This is a genomic window from Bifidobacterium animalis subsp. animalis ATCC 25527, from assembly GCF_000260715.1.
In the GTDB taxonomy this organism is placed as follows: domain Bacteria; phylum Actinomycetota; class Actinomycetes; order Actinomycetales; family Bifidobacteriaceae; genus Bifidobacterium; species Bifidobacterium animalis.
In genome coordinates, this window is record NC_017834.1 from 42,930 (window position 1) to 65,715 (window position 22,786).

Genomic DNA, 22,786 nt, shown 5'->3' on the forward strand with positions numbered 1-22,786 from the left:
GAGGGTAGGTTTCAAGCTTCGGGGGTGTGTACGTTCTCTTTGAAGATTCCCAGATCGCTGCTGTTGGGTGCCAGATCCAAGTTTGCCAACAGGTCACCTAGATATAGTTGTCCCGAACCACTCGTGTCCTTGAAGATCGCGTCGCGACAGTATCGGGCCGCGTCTTCGAACAGGTACATGACCACCTTGCTGCCGAATGCCTCGGTGAACGCCCTCCTGTCCTTAAGGTCGGTCTTGTTCAGGAAGTAACGGCCGAGGAGCTTGTCCTCGGGGATGTCGCGCCCGTTCTTTTTGAGCATGCCATTGATGCCTTCCCTGATGGTCTCCCACTCCCGCTGCAAAGGGGAAGACTCCTCTGCGGGGCCGGGGTCCAGTCCATCGAGTGGCAGGTACTTGAACGTCCATCGTCTTTTGAAGGCGGTGTCCATCGCGAATACACCTTGGTCTGCCGAGTTCATCGTCGCCCAGATGTACATGTTGGAGGGGATGGCGATCCGGTCGCACTCGAATGAGTCCACGCGGCGCGAACCGACAAGCCTGGCCAGCAAGCGTGTTGCCTCCGGGTTGTTCTCCAAAGTGGCCTGCAGATAATCCTGCAGGTCATCTGAGACGTCCACCGGGTATTCACTCACGCCGCTTGCTTTGCGGTCGAGAAGCTGGAAAACGTTTCCGAACACGCTCGCCGGTTCCGCGCGGTTGATTTCCTCGATGATCAGGATCTGCGGTTGCCGGGGGTGGAGGAGCGCGTCCACCAGCGTCTTGACGAATGGCCCCGCGACGAATCGATAGGTGATATCCTCTCCGGCCACTTCCTTTGCATCGCCAGCGCCTGCAGGGATCGCCCTTCTGACGGGAATCGGCTTGTAGGTGCCCACGAACTGCGAGTATGTGTAATCGGGGTAGAAGGTGATGCGACGACTGCCGACGTCTGAGGGCAGGGCATTGATGATCCGGTCGATAGTGTGGCTCTTGCCGGTGCCGGGGGCTCCGAAGATAATCCAGTTGCGCGGTTGCCTGATCTCAATCCGGGGTGGTTCTTTTCGTGTCGGGAGTTGTGAGGGCTCGGGAACAGAGGTGGCTTCAGGGGCCACGAGTTGTTGCGCTGGTCCTGCTGATGCGGTTTTCGAGGGTTTCGGCAATCTTGCTCCATAGGTTTTCAAATCATCGAGCAGCTTGAGGAATGATGGTGTATTCTCGTCCGACGACAATCCGAGATCAACGAACCGGTATCTGGCCTCCGGCATGAATTGGATCCCGCCTTCACGGATGATTCCCAATCGCAATGATTTCAATGCGGCGTCTTCTTTCGCCCATGTGAAGTAGCTGGTGAACTGCTTGCCGATCATCCTTTTGCCAACTTTTCTACAGGTCAAGTCTGCGAATATAGCCAGTCTTTCCGTGGGCTTCAGATACGGTGTTTTGATTGCGATGTAGGTGCAGCAATCGGCGACGATGGAGGGTTTCGTGTTGAGGAACGCGTTGGTAGAGGAGATCTTCCTCATCCCCCCGGGCAGCCCCATGGACAGTCTTCCGAAATTGATGGTGAATTCCATCCCGAAGATATGCAATGGTTGGCGGAGTAGCTTCTCGAGATGGAAAAGACTCAGCCTCCTGGCCTCGTCGCCGGTGACGGGGATGCCGGGGGCGGGCAGTGTGTTGATCGACCCCATGCCTCCAGCCGCGTAGTCGAAGCTTGATTGGGCATAGAAATATTTGAGGAGCTCTTTGAAGCACCCACAGCTGCTGAGAACAACATCATTGGCTGACGGCATGATCACACCCTCCCGAATCTAGATACATCGTATACCAAAATGCCATACCGAAGGCCCGCGATACGGCCATGCACCGCCCCCCGCTTTCCCGGTTGTTGCTTCTCCGTGGGATTTGGTTATGGTCTCGGCGTCATGAAGACGGATTCTGGATGAGCAGATTGAGACATGGTACCGGGATTGGCGTCGTACAGGGAAACGGCGGGTTCTAGTGATCGTTGCAACGTTTCGAGGGATCGGAGGTTGCAGCGATGGGTTACCATGCTGTGGGGCGGTGTGGTATGGGCATTCAGGAAGCATTGCGCAAGGCGGCCGAGATGCAATCGCATCTCGAGATCGTCTCTGTGGTGGAGTATGGACCATACTGGATTTTCAGCTACTGTGAACCAGGTCTAACTCCAGAAGAGTGTCCTGGTATGCTTATGTTGAAAATGCGGCGAACAGATGGTTTCAGCACCTATCTGCATGTGCAGGACAAAGACTTCCTGGACATTGTGAAGCACGCGACAAAAGTAGATCTGCCCGAGCATACACTCCCATATTCGCCTACTTCCTAGAAACAACAGGCTTGTACAGCCACTGCCTAGATGTTGAAAACATGGAGAATTCCTCGCATGGCATTCACTTCACGGACAGGTTTTGTGGGCATGCTTCCAAAAATGCGGTATCTCCTTGCAAGGCCCCTTCCATGGAGCATGTTTTCGAACTGCCCGTATTGACTCGGTAAGTATGCTTGTGCCATGGTTCTATTCATGCTGAATCATCATGTGCTTGCCGAAGTCGCTTGCGATTCGAGCACGCGCACGTATACTCGCGCACGTATACTGTGGATTTTCCCGACCGTCAGCCGTGGTTGCCATCTGGTTTCTCCCTCCAGGTTTGCGCGGCTCATACGCAGGTGGTTTCCTGCGAGGATTCGGTTGATGCAACGATCCCGGCAGATGAGAAGATTCGGCAGATGCTGAATGAGCAGATTGAGATATGGTATCGGGATTGGCAGTGCACGGGGAATCCTTGGGATTGATTGATGATGAGGAACACGCAGTCTGGAGATGACAGGTCCATGTACTGCTTTCCCTGCGTAAATAGGGTCGGGGTGGTGCATAATCTGACTCTTTTTACGCACCCGGGATGCGGAACGTGCGCGCTTGCTTCACTCCGCTTTCGCGCTGGAGCCGTGGCTTGCTTCCACCGGGTATTTCTTGGCGTTTTTCGCCATTTTGTCGCGGATGATCTCGTCGAGGTCGACGCCGAGCACGTCGGCCATCTGGATGCAGTAGATCATCACGTCGGCGAGCTCCTCGTACACGTGTTCCCAGTCGCCGTCGCGCGGCTCGTCGCTCCACTGGAAGCACTCGAGCAGCTCGCCCGCTTCTATGCTCACCGATTTCGCCATGTTGGCAGGCGCGTGGAATTGCTGCCAGTTGCGGTCTGCGCTGAACTGGTGGATCATGCGGAGCGTGTCATCGGAGATCATGGGTGCCATGATAGCAAAGCTGCTAGTATGCGCAGTATGAGTATGCCTACAACGTCGTCGCGCAGCACATACATCGTGCATATTCCCGCACGTCCAGGCGAGCTGGATGAGGAGACGCTACATTCCATTATCGAGAGCCAGTTGAAGCAATCCATTCCTGCTGATTCGGTGGTGGAACAGCATGCCAGAGAGTATCTTGAGCAGTATCCGGTCGTTTACATCGTGCATGCCGAGGATGTCAAGCAGAGGAAAGACTCTTCTGAAACTCGGTACATCGTGTACGTTGGCGAGACAAATGACATTGTTTCGCGGACTCGGCAACATCTTATTGGGGATGCGAAGAAACGCGGTGACTGGCAAGAATTTGCGGAACGTGACGATGCCCAGCAATATGTGATTGGCAGTGAATTCTTCAATAAATCGCTTACGCTTGACGTTGAGAATAAGCTGATGCATTACATGTCAAGCGTTGACTCGGTCAACAGAATAAATAATCGGCGCACCAATGCGCAGGGCAAGTATTATACGTACGAAAAATTTGATGTAATATTCCATGATATTTGGTTAGGTCTTCATCGGCAGGATCCATCGCTGTTCCCTGCTGAGCAGATTATTCGGGATTCCGCGTTGTTCAAAGCCTCGCCATTCCATGAATTGAGTGGAGATCAGAAGGGTGCGGAACATGTGATTCTGGAGACATTGCTTGCTGTGCAATCGAGAGAGTCGGAGACTGACACAGATGCGCAGATGCCGACTCTCATATGGGTAGGCGGGGCGGCCGGTACAGGAAAGACGGTGCTGTTAAGTCATCTGTTCTATCGAATCATGACTGAAGGTGTGCAGGACGAGATAATCGAAGAGGATGCGGAGAATTCGATTCCTGAGGTGCAGCGCCCGTCTGCATATATCCTTGTCAACCATAATGAGCAACTGCATGTGTACAACCAAATTGCCACCAAACTGGGATTGCAGAAAAAAGATGACCAGGTGGTGATGCGGCCGTCGCAGTTCATTAAACGGTTTTCCAAGCATGCGAAGGGCAAAGTCGAACGAGTCATTGGCTCCAATGGGAAGAAACACTATATTCCGGAAGGGAAGGCCGATATCGTGTTGATCGATGAGGCCCACTTGCTCCATACCCAAGGAAATCAAGGTTATAGCGGATCCAATATGCTTGCAGATATTCTGCGGCGCGCCAAGGTCGTAGTGGCGATTTTCGATCCCGGGCAGATTCTGGAGAGTCGTCAGCGTTGGTCGGATGAAGATGTGGCCCGATTCTTCCCCAAGTATGATCCATCCTCGGAGCAACGGCATCGTGATATGGAGTTTGCTGAAGGAGATATGAACGATCTGCCGATTCGCTATGGTCGTATTCAATTGCAACATCAATTCAGAATCGCGGCCAACGATTCAACGGTGCATTGGCTGGAACAGCTGACTCAGCATGGGAAAATCGGTCCATTGACAAAGGACGAAGGCAAGCTCAATCCACGCGCGGGTAAGCGCGGTGAGCCAAAGTGGATCTACAAACCGTATGATCTGCAAGTGTTCGATTCACCGGCGGCGCTCATGCGCACGATTCGGGAAAAGGCTGGATTGCAAGAGGAGTCCAGTCAAAATAAAGGATTGTCTCGTGTGCTGGCAACGTATGACTGGGCTTATAAGGACGCTGGCGAGAATCCTGACATGCAGGATTTCGGCGGCCAATGGGGCGTCGAAATGCATCGCGAACATGGCGAATGGCGTATGGGAGCCTCTCCGAATCATGATCGCGGTATGAATGCTAATGACGACGACTATTTCTTCTATCCTTGGAATTACCAGCTTGCTGATACCGAAGAGGAAAAAGCCGTCGAGAAATTCAACGATCTTGCGTGGGCTGAGAAGCCTCATACCATTGCCGAAATCGGCTCGACATTCACGATCCAAGGCTTTGATTTGAACTACGCAGGCGTAATTCTGGGGCCCTCTGTGAGATTTAACCCCAAGACTCAACGAGTTGAGTTCCATCCTGAAGCAAGCAAAAGCAAGAAAGCCATTGAAAAGCGCGACGGCAAGCGCAGCTATGCTATGGAGAACTTGCGGAATGAGTTCAATGTGCTCATGACCCGCGGCGTGCATGGCCTGTACATCTTCGCGTTTGACCCAGCGTTAAGGGAGGAGTTGAAGAAGCAGTGCAAAGAGGAATGATTGACGATATATTAAATTATATATAAAAATTTTGTTAGTATTTATGTATTTTGAGTTCTCTCCTATATTGCATAAGGAGAGAATTAGAATACATGTGTGAGTTGTTGATTTGATGCCGGGAATGTGGGGCGGTGCGGGAAAGTTGGACCCCGTTGGTAGGGCGGGATCCAACTTTCCCGCACCGCCCCGTCCTCCGACTTTCGGTCGTGCGCATGGAAATGTACATCCCTCTGTTGTCGGGGTCTCTCCTGCGCATGCTCCCTGTCCCCATCCTTAATGGTGCCCTGCGCTATTTGATGCAGATCATTTTCTTCGCGTATATCTCGAGGCTGATATCTTCGCTTTGGTAGCTGTGTTTTTTGTAGTAGGCGTTCATCTGCTGCGCGTTGTCGAATTCGACGAGCTGCATGTCATGAATCACTAGAATCACGTAATCGGGTAGGAATTGCACCCCCTCCTTAATGAGCTGACGCAGTGCCACGCGATTCAGGTTATAGAACAATGTTGTACTGGCAGCCGCTCCAGTGCGATATGTGCCTGTAGTCTCGAACAGATTGTCAAACATAGCTTTCTGTGGGAGTCTTTGAAGATTGGACCATTGAATCTGGCTCAGGGGAAGGCCTTCCGACTCTATGGTCCTTTTAATTTTGCTGAGCATGGTTTCTCTTGTCCATTGTGACTCTGGCTTCTCACCCCTCCGATGCGCGCGAGCGGCATTCTTGCTCATACGATACCCTTTGTATCCACAATTCTTGCGAACTCGGATGATGCCCATTTTCTCTGCCTCCTGACCTGTTTTCCATCAGAGTAGTGGGTGACATAACTCAAGCAGTTCGTAAATCAAAACGGTGGCAAAGACGTAGGAATGTATTGTGTTGCCGAACATGTTCACTCTGAGGTATTGAAAGGGATCGGGGCAAGTGAAAAGAGCATGAGAGAAAGCGTGATATATGCGGAAGTGTGTTAACAGGCTGGCAAAGATTGCCAGAATCAGCGACGAGGATGTATATGATGCCCGGAGGAGGGCGGCAGTGCGGATTAAGCAGGGGCGACCGAGCTAGGTGTCGAACTTGCCTTAGTGTTGGTTTTTCCCTTCCTAATCATGGCGTTAGGGATTACTGAGCCACGGTAAAGTCTTCTATGTCTTTATCTTTTTCTGTAGTCGACCCACACTTACTCTACAATTGAGCGCAAAACAGGACCCAAGGCGAGGAGTATATTGACCCACCAATCATCTCCAATCCCAAAACCGGCAAGCCAGTGTTGTTTCCGCCGACCACCAGCTTGGATTACATGGCTGCTCGGCGTCATCTTCCTGCTTGACGTTCCGGTGGTTCTTTTTCTGGCGCTTTTCATGTGGTGGGCGGTCACCGACAATGCCCCGGATATTCCGCCAGGTTGTTCATTCATGGATCGGTGCCCTGACACTCCCGGGGAGCATGTGCGTTCGCTCATCTTTTGTCTCGGGTCAATCCTGCTCTGGATCGTCTTTGCTTATTCCATCTACCGTCTTCTGCTCGCCTGCCTCGATGCTCGCGAATCCGCCGACTCCCGCCGCGCCACGATTGTCGTCACTTCCGTGCTGCTCTTAGGACTGTCCGCGGTTGTGCTTTGGGTGCTGCCTGATTGGGCCTATGGCCGCCCTTTGTTTCCGGAACCGTTCTGGAATACCGCGCGCATCTACTCCTATGCGTACTTTTTCGCGGCGTTTCTTTCCGCGCTGTACCCCGCATACTTCGCGGTGCGCACCCGCTATTACAGGTATGTCGACTCGCTTTCAGCTCATGTGAGTCAGTAGCTTGACTCGCCTTTCCTCACCGTCAGACTATGTGGTGCTATATCTTTTCAATCTCAATGGCGGTGCGCTTAATCGCGGGGCTGTCAGAGTCGTCTGATTTCCAGATTTCCCATGAGTATTTGTAGCCATTGCAGACCTTGTAACCAGTAACCGGCTTCTTGTTTCCCTGATAGTACTGTGCCGCTCGCTCATGGTCTGCCTTATATGGAAGTCTCACGTCGTCGGTGAAGAAATCAATCACACACCACCATGATCTCACCTTGCTCAATTCCTTCATGGACTTGGTCCCAGGAGACTTTCACGCGATTCCCCTCAATGACCGAAGCTCCGCACCTCTCTTCGATATCAGATATCAGCCCGGTTGAGCCTTCCTCGTCAATGTCTTCCCGTGGTGAACTGGTCGAATCGCGGTATGAAGAATTTGCTGCAGTATCCGCCATTTTGTACTCGATATTGCTGCCTACATCCAGAGCGCTGGTGCTACAGGCAGAGAACCACGAATATTGTATGCCGTCGATGGTCTCCGATCCGTAATAGGTGGTACCGCAGTCCCTCATGGCTTTCTGACGGTCGTCTTGGAATTGCTGGTATGCCGATTCAGGCATCATGTTGACCAAGCATTCACCCTGTGTCTTCTTGTCGTTGTCAAGAGCCGGGAAATAGGCGACAGAGATGGTACCCCTGTGGTCTGCTAGCACGCCGCATCGGCTCTCCGCTTTTTCAATGATCTGTTGAGCTTTATCCGGTTGCTCGTCAGTTTTCTGGCTCTGGCCAGCCTGTGGGGATTGGGAAGCTGTGCTCGTGGTATGTGGACGCAAAATTATTAGCGTTCCGACAATGATAACTGCGAGCAGTAGTATTCCTACCAATGTGATAAGAACTATGAGCAGGGCATTAGTGCCCCTATCGCTTTCATGTTGCCTTGTGTGGTTCATCTGGTTATCATTGTCGTGCATGATGGCCCCCCTTTCATGTTTCGTTTTCCACGAGATGCATGAGACCCGCTCCGCCATATCGATTACCGATCATGACCATTCCCGCTTCGTCTGATGCTTGTATGCAAGAATATTCGTTAAGTCTTGCAGAAAAGTGGAATTACCTAGATATGAGCAACATATGCACAATAGGATGAACGTTGCGCAATCTCGACGAGATTATCGCCGCTCAGGGTGAGGATTACGCGCAGTTCGACCAGCAAGCCAAGCGGTCGGTCGCCGCGTGCGCATCGCTTGCCATGTCCATCAAATCCGTGCTCGATACGCCCATTCTTGACGAATCGGGTGCTCTCACCGATGAGTCCGGTACGCTGATGTGCGGGTTTGACGGCAATCCTAAGTGATTCACCGCTAATGCCGCCGACTGCTTCGCGCAGCCCGACATGATGGTGCTCCGGTTTTGCCAGTGAGATATCTGTAGCCAGAATCTCCCATAGCTACAGATATCCATTATCTGCAGCCTTTCCTGCGTAAAAAGGGACATCTGAGGGCGTCTATTTGACTCTTTTTACGCAAAGATGCAGAGAAAGAGCGACCGAGATCGTCGGCTGGCTCGACGGTGATATCGCCGTTGCCATTCGCCGCCCCACATCATGCGATGGGCTTGGAGGCCGAGACCTGACGCACTATCGCACCCCGTCCCACTCGTCAAGGAACCGCGCAACATACTCGCGCATATAGCGTTCCCGTTCCATGGCGATGTTTTTGGCTGTTTGTGTGTTCATCAGGTCGGTGAGCAGGAACAGTTTCTCGTGGAAATGATTGATCGACGTGGAAAGATGGTTGTGGTATTCCTCTGCAGCCATGTCAGGCGTAGGTGCGATGTCTGGATCATGCATCGGACGTCCATGATTGCCTCCGTAGGCGAAGGTTCGGGCTATACCTATGGCTCCCAGCGCATCGAGCCGATCAGCGTCCTGCACGCATTGCCCCTCGACCGTGGAGGGAATCACAGAGTCGGTGCCGGCAAACGACACTTCGCTGATTATCTCGCAGATTGCTCGCGTCCTGTTCTCTGGCACGCCGTGACTGCGCAGAAAGTCGTTCGTGCGCTTCTGGTGCTCATGAGTGTCAGGTGACAGTTTAATGTCGTCGACATCATGCAACAAAGCAGCCAGCTGGACCGTTTCGAGATCGGCGTTCTCCTGACGCGCGATCCTCGTGGCTAGTCGCCATACGCGCAGTGAGTGGAAATAGTCGTGGCCGCTGTGATCGTTCGCGAAGACATGTTTGATGAATTCATGGGCGTCGCCAATCAATCTGCTATCCATCGCGTCCTCCCGTGACTGCCGCGCGGTTGTATCGGTATGCGCATCTCACCTTACCTGCCAAACTTGCGCTGTCAATGTCATATCAGGTATTGATGGGTAGGCAACGTGAGCATTATGCTGCTGCTTCCGTTAGGCTGATGGAGTGTTGGTTTTCGGGGAAACTGTGTGCGTCTCCTCTTTCTGTGCATGCCTCCTTCCGTGTGCAGCCCCCGCTTGCGTAAAAAGGGTCAGTTGAAGGCATGGTTTTGACTCTTTTTACGCAGATCTGGTGCGCTTGTCGGGTGCTGTGCTGGTGATTTCTCCGCTGCCGCTCGTCGTCCGATTTCACCCCGCTGGATTTTTCCTGTCGCACGCCCAAACCGCTGTGATATCTGTCGCCAAGTTTTCCCATAGCTACAGATATCGGATTATCTGTAGCTATAATTATCCATAGCTACACTTCTCGAGCGTAGAAAGGTGCCGACATGGTCGAATGGCATATCCCAGCACTTAAGCATGAGGAGCACATGTGGCATATCGCCGATGACGTGTATGTTTCCCGTTCGCAGCGCATGAAGGGCAATGGGGCATATGAATCGGCTGTCCCTATTGCTTTGGGCGAGCTTGACATCAATCTGCCGTCGGAGTTGGGATCTGCAATTGACGAAGCGAGTCAGGCGTTGGCCAGATTTGATTCATACGCATTGTGGAGACTCGGCGAACGGGTGCAGTCGCTGGGCCCAATGAGCGCGGTTCTGCTGCGCACCGAGGCCACGTCGTCCTCCCAGATCGAGCATCTCACCGTTGGTGCGAAGAATCTGGCATTGGAACTCCTTGACGAGGGAGGCAGTCACAATGCGCAGATTGTCATAGGCAATGTGCGGGCAATGGAATCTGCGCTCGAATTCAGCGGAGACATGACGCGGGAGAATCTGCTGCGCATGCACAAAGCATTGCTGAGCGCACAGCCTGGTTGGGACGAATATGCTGGCAGATTCCGTGAGCAGCTTGTGTGGGTGGGGACTAGCTCGCATTCGCCGCGAGGGGCTTCATTCGTGGCGCCGCAACCGGAGCTCGTGCAGCCGGCGATCGACGATCTGCTCGCGTTCCTTCGCCGTGACGACATTCCCGTGCTCGTGCAGTCCGCACTGGCCCATGCGCAATTCGAGACGATCCATCCATTCGCCGATGGCAACGGTCGAACCGGTCGAGCGCTCATCCACGCCGTGCTGCGAAACAAAGGACTCACTGCGCATGTCGTACCGCCGGTTTCCGCAGGTCTTCTCCGCGCTACGGACACATATTTCGACGCGCTTACCGCATTTCGTAAGGGGAATGCGGCTCCTCTGATCTCAGTGTTCGCCGAGGCGAGCCTGTTTGCTGCGCAGAGCGGTATTAATCTGATCGATCGGCTCGATGGGCAGATCGAGGCCGTTAGAACCGCTTTGCGAGGCACACGCAGGGATGCGGCCGTGTGGAGAGTGTTGCCGCATTTGATTGCGCAACCGGTGATCAATTCGCAATACTTGCGCTCAACTGTCGGATTATCCAAACCGCAGGCCGAGCGTGCTCTGCATGCGCTCGCCGATGCCGGAGTTCTCGTTCCTCGCAACACTGCCAAACGCAATGTCGTGTGGGAGCATCGCGGCATCCTTGACGTGCTCGACGACTATGCGGCTTCGCTGCGCCGGTAATAATCCCGCTCACCTCCGTGAGAGATGCACCCACTGCCTGCAGCCTTTCCTGCGTAAAAAGGGACATCTGAGTGCGTCTATTTGACTCTTTTTACGCAAATAAAGAGAGGGGAAGACTGCTTGCTGTCCGCGTGCCGGTCAAAGCGGCATATTTTACGGATGCTTCCGTAGTCTGTGCCGTCGGTGGGTGCCGCTGTGGTCGAATATGCAGATGCTTCCGAAAACTGTGCCGCGGAATGGTCTGCAGATGGCATATCTCACGGAAACTTCCGTGAATTACGCTGCGTAGAGCGTGGTTTGCGGCATGGTTTGCGGAAGGTTCCGTGAATTGAGCCGCGGATGGGTCTGTGAGCGGTCTATCTTGCGGATGCTTCCAAAAACTATGCCGTGACTGGGCACTGTTGTGGTCGAATGTGCGGAAGGTTCCGTGAACTATGCCGTGGGGAAGTCTGTGAATGACATATTTTACGGAGATTTCCGCAGACTATGCCGCGGAAGGAACACCGACGCCTCCGCTCACTGCTCCCGCGGCCAATGCTGCGCCAGATATTGCTGGATCAGCAGGGCGAGCCGCCGGTTGTCGCACAGGAACGTGGCGTAGAAGTCGATGCGATTGGCGGGATCGGCAATGCTCACCGCCGTGCGCGTGTGCGTCATGAACCGTTCGTCGGTCATGCGCAGCGACCTCGTGAGATTGGAGTAGAAGAACGGGAACGCCGAGTATTTGCTGATCTGTTCGAGCGCGCTCAAGTCCTGCTGGTACAGGAAGTGCGCGCCGGGAATATGTTCCTCTATGACCGCCCGACACGGGCCTATGTCGTGCGCTGGGCGAGCGGATTGAAATTGCCGATCGCCACGCCGACCTCGCGCACGAGTCCCGGGTTCCAGCTGCTTGCCATGCCCGCTGCCGGAGGGAAGCATGTGGCGGGAATGGAATGCTCAATGTCCATCGACGTGTTTTCCATGGCTTTGCGCAACCCATGCGGACCATCGGTGATTATATACGAAGTGCTCTTGCTGAGCCCGTTCAAGTGCCACGCATCCGCGCCCGAAGTGAGTGCCGCCCTCTTCTCAAGTGACAGTTCGTGTGCTGGTGTCGTGTGGTGCGGGGATGCGTGGGGCATTCGACTCCTTTCGTGCGCGTCGGGGAGGGGCAGCTATGTGCACATGCGCGGCATTGCGTAATGCGGGCATAAGAATGAACGAAGACGAGCTTCGCAAATAAAAATATCGTAAATGCGCGCATTGTCGCCCTGCAAGGGGTGAATAACGGTGAAATGCTTAGATACATTCGTCGATTTCGTTCGACATGCATTTCGCTTGGATGTGTCTGTTGCTTAGCCGAAGCTTTCGATTGCGCCAATCAATTCGAGCTTGCCCTGATCCACGCGATCACGCCCGTACACATCGAGGAATCGATTGCGATATGCGTCGGTATGCAGATTGAATTGCAATGTCCAGATTCCCCAGAATATGTCGATGTGACGGTCTGAGAACCCGGCATGGTCGAGATCGATGAAACCGGAGAGACGCCAGTCATCGAGCATGATATTCGGCAGACAGTAGTCGCCGTGAATCAGCGCGTCCGAATGCAGTGTCCCAGCCCCCTCGGCAATGACCCGCCGCGCGTCACTCTGCGAAAGTCTGCAGAATTGCGCGTCGAAGCGTCCGGTATGCATGCCGTGTTCGGCGTTGGCGAGATAGTCTGCGAGCACATCGGGAATGGCGAGCGCTGCGACCTGCTCATGTTTGGTGCGCGGCAGCTCGTGGAGTTGCCTCAACAAGGTGGCCAATGTGTCGCATAGCCGCTGCGGGTTGGCGAGATGGCGTTCCGCGGTGCAGTCTTCGCCGCGAACCGCGCGTGTGAGCAGCCAATCCGCCTGCGATTCGCTTCCGGGCAGGTATTCGAGCACTTCCGGGCCGATGCCGAGCATGTGGAACACCTCATTCATGCGCGCTTCGTGGGCGAGCGTGCCGGCTGCCGCGGTTTTGAGGAATAGATCGGGGCGGGCGTTTTCGCGGGAGCCGTCCGAGAGTGCGTAGACGCGCGCCTCGGGGGAGGAGCTGCTGTCGTATAGTCGATACCCTGCCGTGTATTGCTGCAGTTGGGCCGGCAGATTGGGAATGCTCTCGATTGGTGTGCGTTGCATATGCTTTCGAAATGGGTCGGTGGGTGTCGGAGTCACCGGAATGCAGGCGGATAAGTACACGCGCAGGCCCCCGCTCCGAGCTCGGAGACGAGGGCCTGCGCGCATCTGGAAGCCTGTTGGGCAACCGGTCTAGTCGATGAGGAACGAGCGCATGAACCACTGGAACTGCTCAAGCTTGAGCACATGGTCCTGCACGATGTTCGAGCTGATCACATCGAGGTCGTCAAGTTCCTTGATCGCGGTGCGGTCGGCCTTGATGAACGAATCGTAGTACTTGTCGAGCGCGCGCAGGTAGTCGAGCGTGTTCTGGCGCCCCTCAAGCTCGAACTTGTCCCACGTGCGGAAGCGCACGATGTCGTCCGGACGGCCGCTCGGGGAACCGCCGAGTGCGGCGATGCGCTCAGCCGTCTCGTCGGCCATCGCGAGCACCTCGTCGACCTGCGGGTCGAGCATCTCATGCACGGCGATGAAGTTCGGGCCGGCCACATTCCAATGCGCATGCTTGAGCACGAGCGCCGCCTCCTGCTCCTGGCTCAGACGCTCCTGGAGAATGCCGATGATCTTCTCCGAAGCCACCTCGTCGAGGCCTGGAATAATGAATGACAATGCCATATGCACGTCCTTTCACGAAATCGCCTACGTTCTGCAGGCTCTTATTCGAGCTTACGTACGTGAACCCGGCAACACATGAGCATGAGCTGATAGCCTAATGTGACGTGGCTCTCACGACGGTTGTCTACTTGTCGGAATGCTCCGGGCCCACGGCCTGCTGATCGTCCGGGGTCTCCGTGTCGCCGTTCGCCGTGCCCTTGCGCACCTTGATCGTCTCGATGCGACGACCGTCCACCTTCGTGATCGTCATTGTATACGCGTCATCCACCACGAGATGGTCGCCCACCTCGCCCATCTTGCCGGAATGCGCGAGGAAGTAGCCGGCGACCGTCTCATACGGGCCGTCCTCGAGCTCGATGCCGGTGAGATCGGCGAAGTCCTCGATGGTCATGCCGCCGTCGATGGTGGCGACGCCGTCCACGAACACGTCGGTGGGCAGCTTGTCTTTCGGGGTGTCCTCCGGCAGATCATACTCGTCGCGAATGTCGCCGACGAGCTCCTCGGTCATGTCTTCAAGCGTGACAATGCCGTCGGTGCCGCCGTATTCATCAATCACCACAGCCAGATGAATGCCGCGTTTGCGCAGCAGCGACAGGCTCGGTAGCAGTTTCGACGTGCCCGGCAGTGAAATGCCCTCGCGCGTGACATCGGCCACCGTCTTCGCATCCGGGTCGCGAACGTCGAGCAGGTCGCGCACATGCACGAATCCGAGCACGTCGTCGAACGACTTGCCAATCACCGGGTAACGCGAGTACGGCAGCTCGCGCACCTGGGCCGCGGCGTCCGCCAGCGGGGTGTCGCCGTCGAGGAAGACCACATCGGCACGCGGGCGCATGACCTCGGCGACAATGGTCTCCGAGGCGTCGAACACGTCGTCGAGAATCGTGCGTTCGTCTTTGGTGAGATTCGTGTTCGAGCTCACCAGCACGCGCAGCTCCTCGTCCGAGACCTCGGACTCCGTCTCGTTCGGGTCGAAGCCGAGCAGTCGCACAATGCCATTCGTGTTCTTGCCAATGAGCCAGATGATCGGCCGGCACACCTTCGCAAACGCGCTGATCGCCGGCACGACGGCGCGGGCGATCTGTTCATTGCGCTGCATGGCGATGCGCTTCGGCACCATCTCGGAAATCACAATCGAGCAGTACGAGATGACGAGCGTGAGCACAATGGTGGTGAGCGGTGCGGCCACATTGCTTGGCACGCCCCAGCCTTCCACTACCGGCACAATGAACGGCGAGATCGACGATTCGCCGAAGGAGGCGGAGAGGAAGCCGGAGAGCGTGACACCGATCTGCACGGTGGACAGGAACGTGTTCGGGTCACGGGCGATCTTCGCCACGCGCTTGCCTCGGGCATCCTCCTGTTCCATCTGGTCGATCTGCGAACCGCGCAGCGAGACGAGCGCGAGCTCGGTGCCGGCGAACACGGAACCAAGCAGCAGGAAGACGAAAATGAGCAGAATGTTCAAACCAAGTGACATAGCCTCAAGCGTATGTCATTGGCACGCCAATGTGTTCGCCAACGTGAAGAGATCGCGAGCGAATGGCACATTCTGGTACGGCAGCCGCTATTTCCGTATTTCCGATTGTGAGGTGGGGCTCTTTAGCGTATCGACTGCAAAAAGCCTTTTTATTAAACAAGTGCTCGAATTATTGCCTAATAAAAGGGTTTGGGTTGCACATATTGCCCCAGGCGCCCACCTAACAATCGGAGATACGCAGGCTAGCGCAGCAGTGGCAGGCTCCCATCAGCTTGTTCACTTTTCAGTGAGTCAGAAGCTCAGCACCTCTACCAGGCCAGTGTCAAGACGGTAGCGGGCGCCCACGATCATGAGCCGTTCATGGGCGAGCGCGTCGCGAATCACCTCGGAACTCGTGACGAGCTGTTCGATCGTGTGCGCAATGTGCACCTGCTCGTAATCGTCACGCGAATCAAGGCCGGCCATGCGGGCCTGCCATACGGAGATGCCTATGTTCTTCAGGAATTCGCTCGACGACGATGCAATCACCTCGTCGAGATCCTCCATGATCCGTTCCTTCTCCTGTGCGTCGGTGATCTCGTGGGTGAGGTGCTCGGTGAGCGCATCGAGTTCCTTCTCCGCCTGCGCGACTGCGGCGCAATGCTGGTGCGAGAGCACAACGAGCAGACTCACGTGCAGCGATGAGACCGCGTATTCGAGCGTCTGCAGCACGGCCTGATCGAGCATCTCGCCGGCGGTGCGCACCGTGAACATGTCACCGAGACCCGCATCGAAGATGATCTCGGGAGGCACGCGCGAATCCGAGCAGCTCAGCACGGCGGCATCGGGGTTCTGTGTGTCGATGAGCGACTCGCGCGTCTCCTTGTCTTGCCACGGGTGCTCCGCCTTGCCTTCGGCGAAGCGTCGGTTGCCGGCGAGCATACGGCTCCATGTGCTGTTCGCGGTGGTCTCCTGAGTGCTATCGGTCATGATTCCCCTTATCGCCTCGATGTTCGCATGGGTTACGGTACATCATAGAATCTCTTGAATACAGTTGGTGATGTGTTCGCGAGCGGAGGTGGCGATGGCAGAGCATAGGGGGGCGAGGAGGCCCTCCATTTTCGAGGTGGCGAAACTCGCCGGCGTGAGTCACCAGACCGTGTCACGCGTGATCAACCATTCCCCCAACGTGGCGGAGGCGACTCGCGCGAAGGTGGAGCATGCCATTGCCGAACTCGGCTATCACCCCAGCAATTCCGCGCGCTCACTGGCGTCGAACCGCACGCGCACGGTTGGCATGATCGCCGGTGGCCAGCGTTTCTACGGCCCGGTGAGCGCATTGGCGTCCATTGAGGCGACCGCCCGCGCTCATGGCATGTTCGTTTCGGTGGCCATGGTGCATGAGGCCGAGTGCACGCAGCGGGAATTCGACGATCTGTGCGGCATGTTCATGCAGCAGGGCGTCGACGCGTTCATCTTCCTGACGCCCACTGACGAGATGTTCAAGGTGGCCTGCAAGTCGCAGGTGAGCCAGCCGTGCGTGATCATCACCTCGTCGCACGGCGGTGTGAGTGTGAGCGAGGGCCTGCGCATGTTCAACGCACGCCAGCGCAGGCGTGTCTCGTTGGTGGGCATAGACCAGTGGGTCGGCATGGCGTCGGTGATGCGGCTCATACGCAAGTACGGGCACCGCAACGTGCTGTTCTTCGCGGGGCCGGGGCAGTGGCGCGATGCCAGCACGCGCCTGATGGCATGGAACAAGCTGTGTGCGCAGAACAACGTGAATTCGGTGACGGTGCAGTGCGGCGATTGGGAATCCGCCGACGCCTACCGGCGTATGAACCATATTCTCGACAACATCGGTTCGAACGGCGGCCGCCTGCCCACTTGCGCGGTATGTTCGAACGACGTTATGGCGATCGGTGTGATCCGCGCATTGCTCGAGCACGGCGTGCGTGTGCCCGACGATATGAGCGTGACCGGGTTCGACGACATGCCCGGCATGAGCAATCTGTACCCGCCGCTGACCACGGTGAGGCAGGATTTCGACGACCTGGGCACGATGGCCATGAAGGAGGCGCTGTTCCTCATGGGGGAGGAGGCCGAGCCGGGTTACCCGAACTCACAGCATGGTGTGGGACTGGTGTCGGCGGACCTGATTGTGCGGCAGTCCGTGCGTGCGGCGCCGCGCAGGTGAGGGATGATCTGCGAAATACGAAGGTGGTCATGCACGGCTGTGCATGACCACCCACACGTGAGAGGATCGTGGATCAGTTTGCCAGATCGTTGCCCGCTTCGAACACATGCAGATCGGTGCGCATGAGTTCGCGGGTGTCGTCGGCGAAGAAGCCCTTGTCGGCCGGGAACGTGTCGGACTTCACACGGTCGGCGTTCACCCATTCGCCGAGCGTGTTTACGGTGACCTCGGGCAGGCCGATGCGGGAGGCGGCGACGAGCAGTTCATCGCGGTTGTTGTCGGTGTCGCTCATCTCGGAAAGACCGCGCAGGGCGTCGAGATTGTCTTGGAAATCCGCGATCTGCTTGTTGTCGAACAGCACCTGGTACCACTGGTACAGCGCTTCGCCGGTGCGGGTCATGTCTTCGGTGGTTTCCGCCATGCGGGTTCCTTTCATTGGTGCGCAATGTGCGCGTGACTCAATATGTTCACACGACATCGTAAACGTGTGCACATCGCATGCCGGGTGACTTCCGCCGCAGGTGTAACCCGGATGGCGGCAGGCGTGCCTACGACGACGGTCTTCCGGAACCGGCTTGGTTATTTGGATGAGGCCTGGTCTGAGGGGTCGGATTTCGTGTTCCAGCCGAGCACCGCGTTGACGCCGCAATACCCGGTGACCACAATGAGGCAGATGCTGAAGAGGATGTTCGACCAGCTGAACAGGTCGCCTGCCGCGTTGGCCTCCACGCACGTTTGGACGAGCCAGATTGCGCAGGCGATTGCAGTGAGGGCATAGAGTCGGGCTCGTGCCGCGGAATCGATTTTCATGGTGCTCCTCGCAGTTGGGTTGCGGTGAAGTGTTGCTGTTTTCGGGAAGGAGGGTCGCCTGCCACCGACCGACAGATTGATGGCAAGCGACCCTGATGATGGAGAGGAGGGAAGGAAAGAGGGATTTGGTTGGTTTGGGTGGGGCCGGAATGATTTACCGGCACCCACCCGAATGGGCATCAGCTCTTCTTGCGCTTCGTCATGATGTCGACGGCAACCGCACCGAGGAGCACGAGGCCTTTGATCGTCTTGACGATTGCGGTGTCGACGCCCATGATCGACAGGCCCTGGTTGATGACGCCCATGACGAGTGCGCCAACCACTGCGCCGGGAATGGTGCCGACGCCGCCGGTGACTGCCGTGCCGCCGATGAAGCAGGCTGCGATCGCATCCATCTCGAACTCCATGCCGGCTTGTGCGGTTGCCGAGGCGAGGCGGGAGAGCACGCAGACGGCTGCCACTGCCGAAAGGAAGCCCATATGCACGAAGAGTGTGAAATCGACGCGCTTCGTGTTGATGCCTGAGAGGATGGCCGCCTTGCGGTTGCCGCCCACGGCATAGACATGACGCCCGAACACCGTCTTCGTCAGAATGAAGTTGTAGATGAACACGAGCACCGCAAGAATGACGAGCATGATGGGAATGCCGCCTTGGGTCGCGTTGCCCGACAGTGCCAGCAGGTAGGTGACGAAGCCGATCAGCAGCGTCGCGATGACGATCTTCGTGACGGTCAGCGCCATCGGTTCGGGATTGAGGCCGGCCTTGGCGACCTTGGCACGCCGACGCAGCAAGCTCCACGCATACAGCGCGATGCAGATGATGCCGACGACTATGGTCAATCCGTCGAATGGACCCCACCAGCCGAGGATGTTCGGCAGGTAGTTACGTGCGATGCCGCGGAATTCCGGGGAGGTGACCGGAACGGATTCGCCGACGATGACCGTTGCGAGGCCACGGAAGATGAGCATGCCCGCCAGTGTGGTGATGAAGCCCGGGATGCCGACGTACGCCACCCAGAAGCCCTGCCAGCAGCCGATGACCAATCCGACGAGAAGCGAGATGAGAATGGCCAGCATCCAGTTGACGCCTTGTCGTTCCATCAATATCGCGCAGACACCGCCCACAAAGGCGACAATCGAACCGACGGACAAATCGATATGGGTGGCGATGATGACCATGACCATGCCGATTGCCAGAATGATCACGTAGGCGTTCTGCTGGATCAGAGAGACGAAGCTGTTCGGCTTCAACAGGACGCCATCGGTGAGGAACTGGAACACGAGCACGATGACGATCAGCGCGCCCACGATGCCGTATTGCTTTGAATTGTTGGCCAATGTGCTCAGGACGCCATTGCCCTTCGCATCCTTCTTCGGTGCCGGCGCCTTTGCCGGTGCTGGCGTTGCATTTGCGGTGGTCATGATGCAACAACCTCCTTCTCTTTCGTCATGCCTTTCATCAGGTATTCCTGTGTGAAGCCGTTCTTGTTCACGTTGTCGGTGACCACTCCCTGGCTCACGGTGTAGATGCGGTCGCAGATGCCGATCAGTTCCGGCAGCTCCGACGAGATCACGATGATCGCCTTGCCTTCATCGGCGAGCTTGTTGATGATTTCGTAGATCTCGTATTTGGCGCCGACGTCGATGCCGCGGGTGGGCTCGTCGAGGATCAGGATGTCGGGATTCGAGATCACCCATTTCGCGAGCACGACCTTCTGCTGGTTGCCGCCCGACAGGGTGCCGACATTGACGTCGATGTTGCTGCACTTGATGTGGAAGTCGTTGCGGTACTCCTCCACTTCGGTGCGTTCGCCGTTCTCGTCCATGATCCCGTGCGAGCTCATCTTGCCCAGCGAGGCGAGTGCCGCGTTCTCACGAATGTTCTGCAGCAGATTGAGGCCGTAGACCTTGCGGTCTTCCGTAGCGTACGCCAGCCCGGCATCGATCGCCGCCTGCACGTTCGGCAGATGCACCTCCTTGCCTTTGACGAACACCTTGCCGGAGATTCGCGATCCGTACGACTTGCCGAACACGCTCATCGCGAGCTCGGTGCGGCCTGCGCCCATGAGTCCCGCCAGGCCCACGATCTCTCCCGAATGCACGTTGATGTTCGCATGGTCGACGATGACGCGGTTCTGGTCGAGCGGGTGATGCACCGTCCAGTCCTCGATGCGCAGATATTCCTCGCCGCCGGCGTTCGACTCGTGGTATGGGTACAGATTCGTGAGGGACCTGCCGACCATCTTCCTGATCAGCTCGTCCTGGTCGAGCGGGGTCTCCGGCGTGATGAACATCTCACCGACCGTCGCCCCGTCGCGAATGATCGTCACGTTGTCGGCAATGTCGGCGATCTCGTTGAGCTTGTGGCTGATGATGATGCTCGTGACGCCTTGCTCGTCGCGCAGTTGGCGCACCAGATTCAACAGATGCGCCGAATCCTCGTCGTTCAAGGCCGCGGTGGGTTCGTCGAGGATCAGCAGCTTGACGTCCTTCGACAACGCTTTCGCGATTTCGACGAGCTGCTGCTTGCCCACGCCGATGTCCATGATCTTCGTGTCCGGATCTTCGGGCAGACCGACCTTCTCCAGCAGCGCCTTGGCCTTCGCACGCGTCTCGTCCCAGTCGATCATGCCGTGGGTAGCCTGTTCGTTGCCGATGAAGATGTTCTCCGCGATCGACAGGAACGGGCTCAGCGCGAGTTCCTGGTGGATGATGACGATGCCGTCGGCTTCGGAATCGTTGATGGTCTTGTACTTGCACTCCTTGCCGTTGTAGGTGATCGTTCCGGAATAGGACCCGTAGGGGTAGACGCCGGACAGCACGTTCATCAGTGTGGATTTTCCGGCTCCGTTCTCGCCGCAGATCGCGTGGATCTCGCCGCGCCCCACCGTCAGATCCACGCCCGACAGCGCCTTGACCGGGCCGAACGTCTTGACGATGTTGTTCATCGTCAGAATCGTGTCGTTATGTGGCATGACCTGCTCCTTCCGCACGGGATGCCGCGTCAGCGGACGTCCTCGCCTTTCGTGAGCTTGTCAAACCGTTCCTGCGTGATGTATTTCGCCTTGACCAGCTCATCGAGATTCTCTCCGGTGATGTTCTGAGGGTTGAGCAGCTTGGATGGCACGTCGACGACATTGTTATTGAATTTGCCGTTGATGCCGGTGACCTGCTTGCCTTCGGCGATTTCGATGATCATGTCGTACACCGCATCCGCGAGCTTGTTGACATCCTTGAACACCGTTTCGCCTTGCTTGCCGGCTGCGATGTTCGACACCGCGATCTCCATCGCGTCCTGACCGGTGATCGGAGGCCAGCTCTCAGTGCCCGGCTGCATGTCGGGTCTCTTCGATTCGATTGCGTTGATGACGCCCTGTGCAATGCCGTCGTATGGGGTCAGCACCGCGTCGAGCTTGCGTCCGCTGGCGTAGGTGGAGTCGAGGATCGATTCCATGTCTTTCTGTGCCTGCTCGGTCTTCCACGACTGCACCGAGATCTTCTGCCAGTCGTCCACCTTGAAGTCCTTTGTGACGCCGCCACCGTGCTTGGAGGGGTTCACGAGCACACCTTTGGCGAAGTATGGCTGCAGCACTTCCCAGGCGCCCTTGAAGAAGTATTTCGCATTGTTGTCGTCGGGCGAACCGGTGAACAGTTCCATGTTGAACGGGCCCTTCTGGCCGTCGTTGAGCCCGAGCTGGTCGACAAGGTATTCTGCCTCGAGTTTGCCCACCTGTTCGAGCTGGAATGTGGCGTAGTAGTTGACGGCATCGGTGTTCATGATCAGTCGGTCGTATGCAATCACCGTCGCGCCGGCATCCCTGGCCTTCTCGACGGCCGGTCCGACCGCCGAACCGTCCTTCGAGGCGACGACGAGGATCTTCGCGTTCTGGTTCACCATGTTCTCGATGTCGGCATTCTGCTGTGCCGGCTTGTCGTCGGCGAAGTTCAGCACGACCTTGTAGCCGGCCTTCTCGAGCTTGTCTTTGAGGTTGTTGCCGTCTTTGTTCCAGCGTTCCTCGGATTTCGTGGGCATTGAGATGCCTATGGTAGCGCCTTTTTCGAGCTTCTGCGTGCCGCCGGTCTGTTCGAAACCGGCACGGGTGGAGCTGCACGCCCCGAGACCCGCGCATATCGCAATGGCGCTGATGAGGGCTATGATCCTTTTGGTGCTCTTCATCATCTGCTCCATCTCCTTTGACGGAATGTGATTGGTGGCTTCATCGCCGCGATCTCGTTGAGATCTAGTTCCATATCATACGATGTTGAGTTAAGTTGTCAAACTCAACATGGCGTGTTGTGTCGTTTTGAGTTCAGGCAATAAATCCAAAACGATGTTTTCGCCATCATTTTGTGGCATTTCTCACCGATTTGCTTCGATTTCGAGGG

At 56.4% G+C, this 22,786-nt stretch carries 22 protein-coding genes and 1 pseudogene; 6 read left to right on the forward strand and 17 right to left on the reverse strand.

The window, feature by feature from the left end; all coding sequences use genetic code 11:
- Positions 1-11: 11 nt before the first annotated feature.
- Positions 12-1,772, reverse strand: coding sequence for an AAA family ATPase (locus tag BANAN_RS07930; protein ID WP_014696980.1), 1,761 nt, complete (start codon positions 1,770-1,772; stop codon positions 12-14).
- A gap of 278 nt (positions 1,773-2,050) precedes the next feature.
- Here BANAN_RS07930 and BANAN_RS00195 point away from each other — a divergent pair, with 278 nt between their 5' ends.
- Positions 2,051-2,326: a hypothetical protein gene (locus BANAN_RS00195; RefSeq protein ID WP_041777069.1), complete on the forward strand. Its 276-nt coding sequence runs from the start codon at positions 2,051-2,053 to the stop codon at positions 2,324-2,326.
- A gap of 596 nt (positions 2,327-2,922) precedes the next feature.
- Here the strand turns inward: BANAN_RS00195 and BANAN_RS00200 are convergent.
- Positions 2,923-3,246 carry a nucleotide pyrophosphohydrolase gene (locus BANAN_RS00200; protein WP_014696982.1) on the reverse strand — a complete coding sequence of 108 codons (324 nt, stop codon included), beginning with the start codon at positions 3,244-3,246 and terminating at the stop codon, positions 2,923-2,925.
- Between the two features lie 36 nt (positions 3,247-3,282).
- Here BANAN_RS00200 and BANAN_RS00205 point away from each other — a divergent pair, with 36 nt between their 5' ends.
- Positions 3,283-5,436 carry a DUF2075 domain-containing protein gene (locus tag BANAN_RS00205; RefSeq protein ID WP_041776919.1) on the forward strand — a complete coding sequence of 718 codons (2,154 nt, stop codon included), beginning with the start codon at positions 3,283-3,285 and terminating at the stop codon, positions 5,434-5,436.
- Positions 5,437-5,725: 289 nt separating this feature from the next.
- Here BANAN_RS00205 and BANAN_RS00210 read toward each other — a convergent pair whose 3' ends face one another.
- Complete coding sequence (locus BANAN_RS00210; protein ID WP_148266770.1) at positions 5,726-6,163, reverse strand: hypothetical protein; 438 nt, start codon at positions 6,161-6,163, stop codon at positions 5,726-5,728.
- Positions 6,164-6,655: 492 nt separating this feature from the next.
- Between BANAN_RS00210 and BANAN_RS00215 the strand changes: the two genes are divergently transcribed.
- Entirely contained in the window at positions 6,656-7,234 is a 579-nt protein-coding gene (locus BANAN_RS00215) for a hypothetical protein (protein WP_148266771.1), read from the forward strand.
- A 37-nt stretch (positions 7,235-7,271) separates the two neighbouring features.
- On the opposite strand, the gene BANAN_RS00220 is transcribed toward BANAN_RS00215, so the two are convergent.
- Together BANAN_RS00220 and BANAN_RS00225 are read right to left on the reverse strand one after the other, a co-directional pair.
- On the reverse strand, positions 7,272-7,475 hold the full coding sequence (locus BANAN_RS00220; RefSeq protein WP_014696986.1) for a hypothetical protein: 204 nt from the start codon (positions 7,473-7,475) through the stop codon (positions 7,272-7,274).
- Positions 7,468-8,190: a hypothetical protein gene (locus BANAN_RS00225; protein WP_014696987.1), complete on the reverse strand. Its 723-nt coding sequence runs from the start codon at positions 8,188-8,190 to the stop codon at positions 7,468-7,470. The genes BANAN_RS00220 and BANAN_RS00225 overlap by 8 nt, the downstream gene beginning before the upstream one ends.
- Positions 8,191-8,369: 179 nt before the next feature.
- Here BANAN_RS00225 and BANAN_RS00230 point away from each other — a divergent pair, with 179 nt between their 5' ends.
- Positions 8,370-8,573, forward strand: a complete 204-nt coding sequence (locus BANAN_RS00230; RefSeq protein ID WP_014696988.1) for a hypothetical protein — start codon at positions 8,370-8,372, stop codon at positions 8,571-8,573.
- 282 nt (positions 8,574-8,855) lie between these two features.
- Here the strand turns inward: BANAN_RS00230 and BANAN_RS00235 are convergent, their stop codons facing one another.
- The gene (locus BANAN_RS00235) at positions 8,856-9,500 is read right to left on the reverse strand and encodes an HD domain-containing protein (protein WP_014696989.1); all 645 of its coding nucleotides are present in this window, start codon (positions 9,498-9,500) and stop codon (positions 8,856-8,858) included.
- 464 nt (positions 9,501-9,964) lie between these two features.
- Between BANAN_RS00235 and BANAN_RS08675 the strand changes: the two genes are divergently transcribed.
- Positions 9,965-11,173, forward strand: coding sequence for a Fic family protein (locus BANAN_RS08675; protein WP_121764940.1), 1,209 nt, complete (start codon positions 9,965-9,967; stop codon positions 11,171-11,173).
- 516 nt (positions 11,174-11,689) lie between these two features.
- On the opposite strand, the gene BANAN_RS00245 is transcribed toward BANAN_RS08675, so the two are convergent.
- The 6 genes and pseudogenes from BANAN_RS00245 to BANAN_RS00270 form a co-directional block, all read right to left on the reverse strand.
- A complete protein-coding gene (locus tag BANAN_RS00245) occupies positions 11,690-11,923 on the reverse strand; it encodes a hypothetical protein (protein ID WP_014696991.1) in 234 nt (77 codons plus the stop codon).
- A 95-nt stretch (positions 11,924-12,018) separates the two neighbouring features.
- Positions 12,019-12,297, reverse strand: a pseudogene (locus BANAN_RS08015) (beta-glucosidase); the annotation flags it as partial.
- 213 nt (positions 12,298-12,510) lie between these two features.
- Positions 12,511-13,323 (reverse strand): aminoglycoside 3'-phosphotransferase, encoded by an 813-nt coding sequence (locus BANAN_RS08020; RefSeq protein WP_014696993.1) that lies wholly within the window; start codon positions 13,321-13,323, stop codon positions 12,511-12,513.
- Positions 13,324-13,452: 129 nt separating this feature from the next.
- Positions 13,453-13,935 (reverse strand): Dps family protein, encoded by a 483-nt coding sequence (locus BANAN_RS00260; RefSeq protein WP_014696994.1) that lies wholly within the window; start codon positions 13,933-13,935, stop codon positions 13,453-13,455.
- A 124-nt stretch (positions 13,936-14,059) separates the two neighbouring features.
- A complete protein-coding gene (locus tag BANAN_RS00265; RefSeq protein WP_014696995.1) occupies positions 14,060-15,415 on the reverse strand; it encodes a hemolysin family protein in 1,356 nt (451 codons plus the stop codon).
- A 291-nt stretch (positions 15,416-15,706) separates the two neighbouring features.
- Positions 15,707-16,336 (reverse strand): carbonic anhydrase, encoded by a 630-nt coding sequence (locus tag BANAN_RS00270; RefSeq protein WP_014696996.1) that lies wholly within the window; start codon positions 16,334-16,336, stop codon positions 15,707-15,709.
- Between the two features lie 142 nt (positions 16,337-16,478).
- Here BANAN_RS00270 and BANAN_RS00275 point away from each other — a divergent pair, with 142 nt between their 5' ends.
- The gene (locus BANAN_RS00275; RefSeq protein ID WP_041777072.1) at positions 16,479-17,591 is read left to right on the forward strand and encodes a LacI family DNA-binding transcriptional regulator; all 1,113 of its coding nucleotides are present in this window, start codon (positions 16,479-16,481) and stop codon (positions 17,589-17,591) included.
- 73 nt (positions 17,592-17,664) lie between these two features.
- Here the strand turns inward: BANAN_RS00275 and BANAN_RS00280 are convergent, their stop codons facing one another.
- From BANAN_RS00280 to BANAN_RS00300, 5 genes are all read right to left on the reverse strand, one after another.
- Positions 17,665-18,012: a hypothetical protein gene (locus BANAN_RS00280; RefSeq protein WP_014696998.1), complete on the reverse strand. Its 348-nt coding sequence runs from the start codon at positions 18,010-18,012 to the stop codon at positions 17,665-17,667.
- A 158-nt stretch (positions 18,013-18,170) separates the two neighbouring features.
- Positions 18,171-18,401 carry a hypothetical protein gene (locus BANAN_RS00285; protein ID WP_014696999.1) on the reverse strand — a complete coding sequence of 77 codons (231 nt, stop codon included), beginning with the start codon at positions 18,399-18,401 and terminating at the stop codon, positions 18,171-18,173.
- Positions 18,402-18,580: 179 nt separating this feature from the next.
- Positions 18,581-19,822 carry a multiple monosaccharide ABC transporter permease gene (mmsB, locus tag BANAN_RS00290; protein ID WP_014697000.1) on the reverse strand — a complete coding sequence of 414 codons (1,242 nt, stop codon included), beginning with the start codon at positions 19,820-19,822 and terminating at the stop codon, positions 18,581-18,583.
- Entirely contained in the window at positions 19,819-21,375 is a 1,557-nt protein-coding gene (locus BANAN_RS00295; protein ID WP_014697001.1) for a sugar ABC transporter ATP-binding protein, read from the reverse strand. The genes mmsB and BANAN_RS00295 overlap by 4 nt, the downstream gene beginning before the upstream one ends.
- Positions 21,376-21,404: 29 nt before the next feature.
- Complete coding sequence (locus BANAN_RS00300) at positions 21,405-22,577, reverse strand: substrate-binding domain-containing protein (protein WP_041777073.1); 1,173 nt, start codon at positions 22,575-22,577, stop codon at positions 21,405-21,407.
- Between the last annotated feature and the right edge of the window lie 209 nt (positions 22,578-22,786).

Bases quoted from the DNA above. Each gene is read 5' to 3' on its own strand.
- BANAN_RS07930 (WP_014696980.1), bottom strand. From the start codon at position 1,772: ATGCCGTCAGCCAATGATGTTGTTCTCAGCAGCTGTGGGTGCTTCAAA.
- BANAN_RS00195 (WP_041777069.1), top strand. From the start codon at position 2,051: ATGGGCATTCAGGAAGCATTGCGCAAGGCGGCCGAGATGCAATCGCAT.
- BANAN_RS00200 (WP_014696982.1), bottom strand. From the start codon at position 3,246: ATGATCTCCGATGACACGCTCCGCATGATCCACCAGTTCAGCGCAGAC.
- BANAN_RS00205 (WP_041776919.1), top strand. From the start codon at position 3,283: ATGAGTATGCCTACAACGTCGTCGCGCAGCACATACATCGTGCATATT.
- BANAN_RS00210 (WP_148266770.1), bottom strand. From the start codon at position 6,163: ATGAGCAAGAATGCCGCTCGCGCGCATCGGAGGGGTGAGAAGCCAGAG.
- BANAN_RS00225 (WP_014696987.1), bottom strand. From the start codon at position 8,190: ATGCACGACAATGATAACCAGATGAACCACACAAGGCAACATGAAAGC.
- BANAN_RS00235 (WP_014696989.1), bottom strand. From the start codon at position 9,500: ATGGATAGCAGATTGATTGGCGACGCCCATGAATTCATCAAACATGTC.
- BANAN_RS08675 (WP_121764940.1), top strand. From the start codon at position 9,965: ATGGTCGAATGGCATATCCCAGCACTTAAGCATGAGGAGCACATGTGG.
- BANAN_RS08020 (WP_014696993.1), bottom strand. From the start codon at position 13,323: ATGCAACGCACACCAATCGAGAGCATTCCCAATCTGCCGGCCCAACTG.
- BANAN_RS00260 (WP_014696994.1), bottom strand. From the start codon at position 13,935: ATGGCATTGTCATTCATTATTCCAGGCCTCGACGAGGTGGCTTCGGAG.
- BANAN_RS00265 (WP_014696995.1), bottom strand. From the start codon at position 15,415: ATGTCACTTGGTTTGAACATTCTGCTCATTTTCGTCTTCCTGCTGCTT.
- BANAN_RS00270 (WP_014696996.1), bottom strand. From the start codon at position 16,336: ATGCTCGCCGGCAACCGACGCTTCGCCGAAGGCAAGGCGGAGCACCCG.
- BANAN_RS00275 (WP_041777072.1), top strand. From the start codon at position 16,479: ATGGCAGAGCATAGGGGGGCGAGGAGGCCCTCCATTTTCGAGGTGGCG.
- BANAN_RS00280 (WP_014696998.1), bottom strand. From the start codon at position 18,012: ATGGCGGAAACCACCGAAGACATGACCCGCACCGGCGAAGCGCTGTAC.
- BANAN_RS00285 (WP_014696999.1), bottom strand. From the start codon at position 18,401: ATGAAAATCGATTCCGCGGCACGAGCCCGACTCTATGCCCTCACTGCA.
- mmsB (WP_014697000.1), bottom strand. From the start codon at position 19,822: ATGACCACCGCAAATGCAACGCCAGCACCGGCAAAGGCGCCGGCACCG.
- BANAN_RS00295 (WP_014697001.1), bottom strand. From the start codon at position 21,375: ATGCCACATAACGACACGATTCTGACGATGAACAACATCGTCAAGACG.
- BANAN_RS00300 (WP_041777073.1), bottom strand. From the start codon at position 22,577: ATGAAGAGCACCAAAAGGATCATAGCCCTCATCAGCGCCATTGCGATA.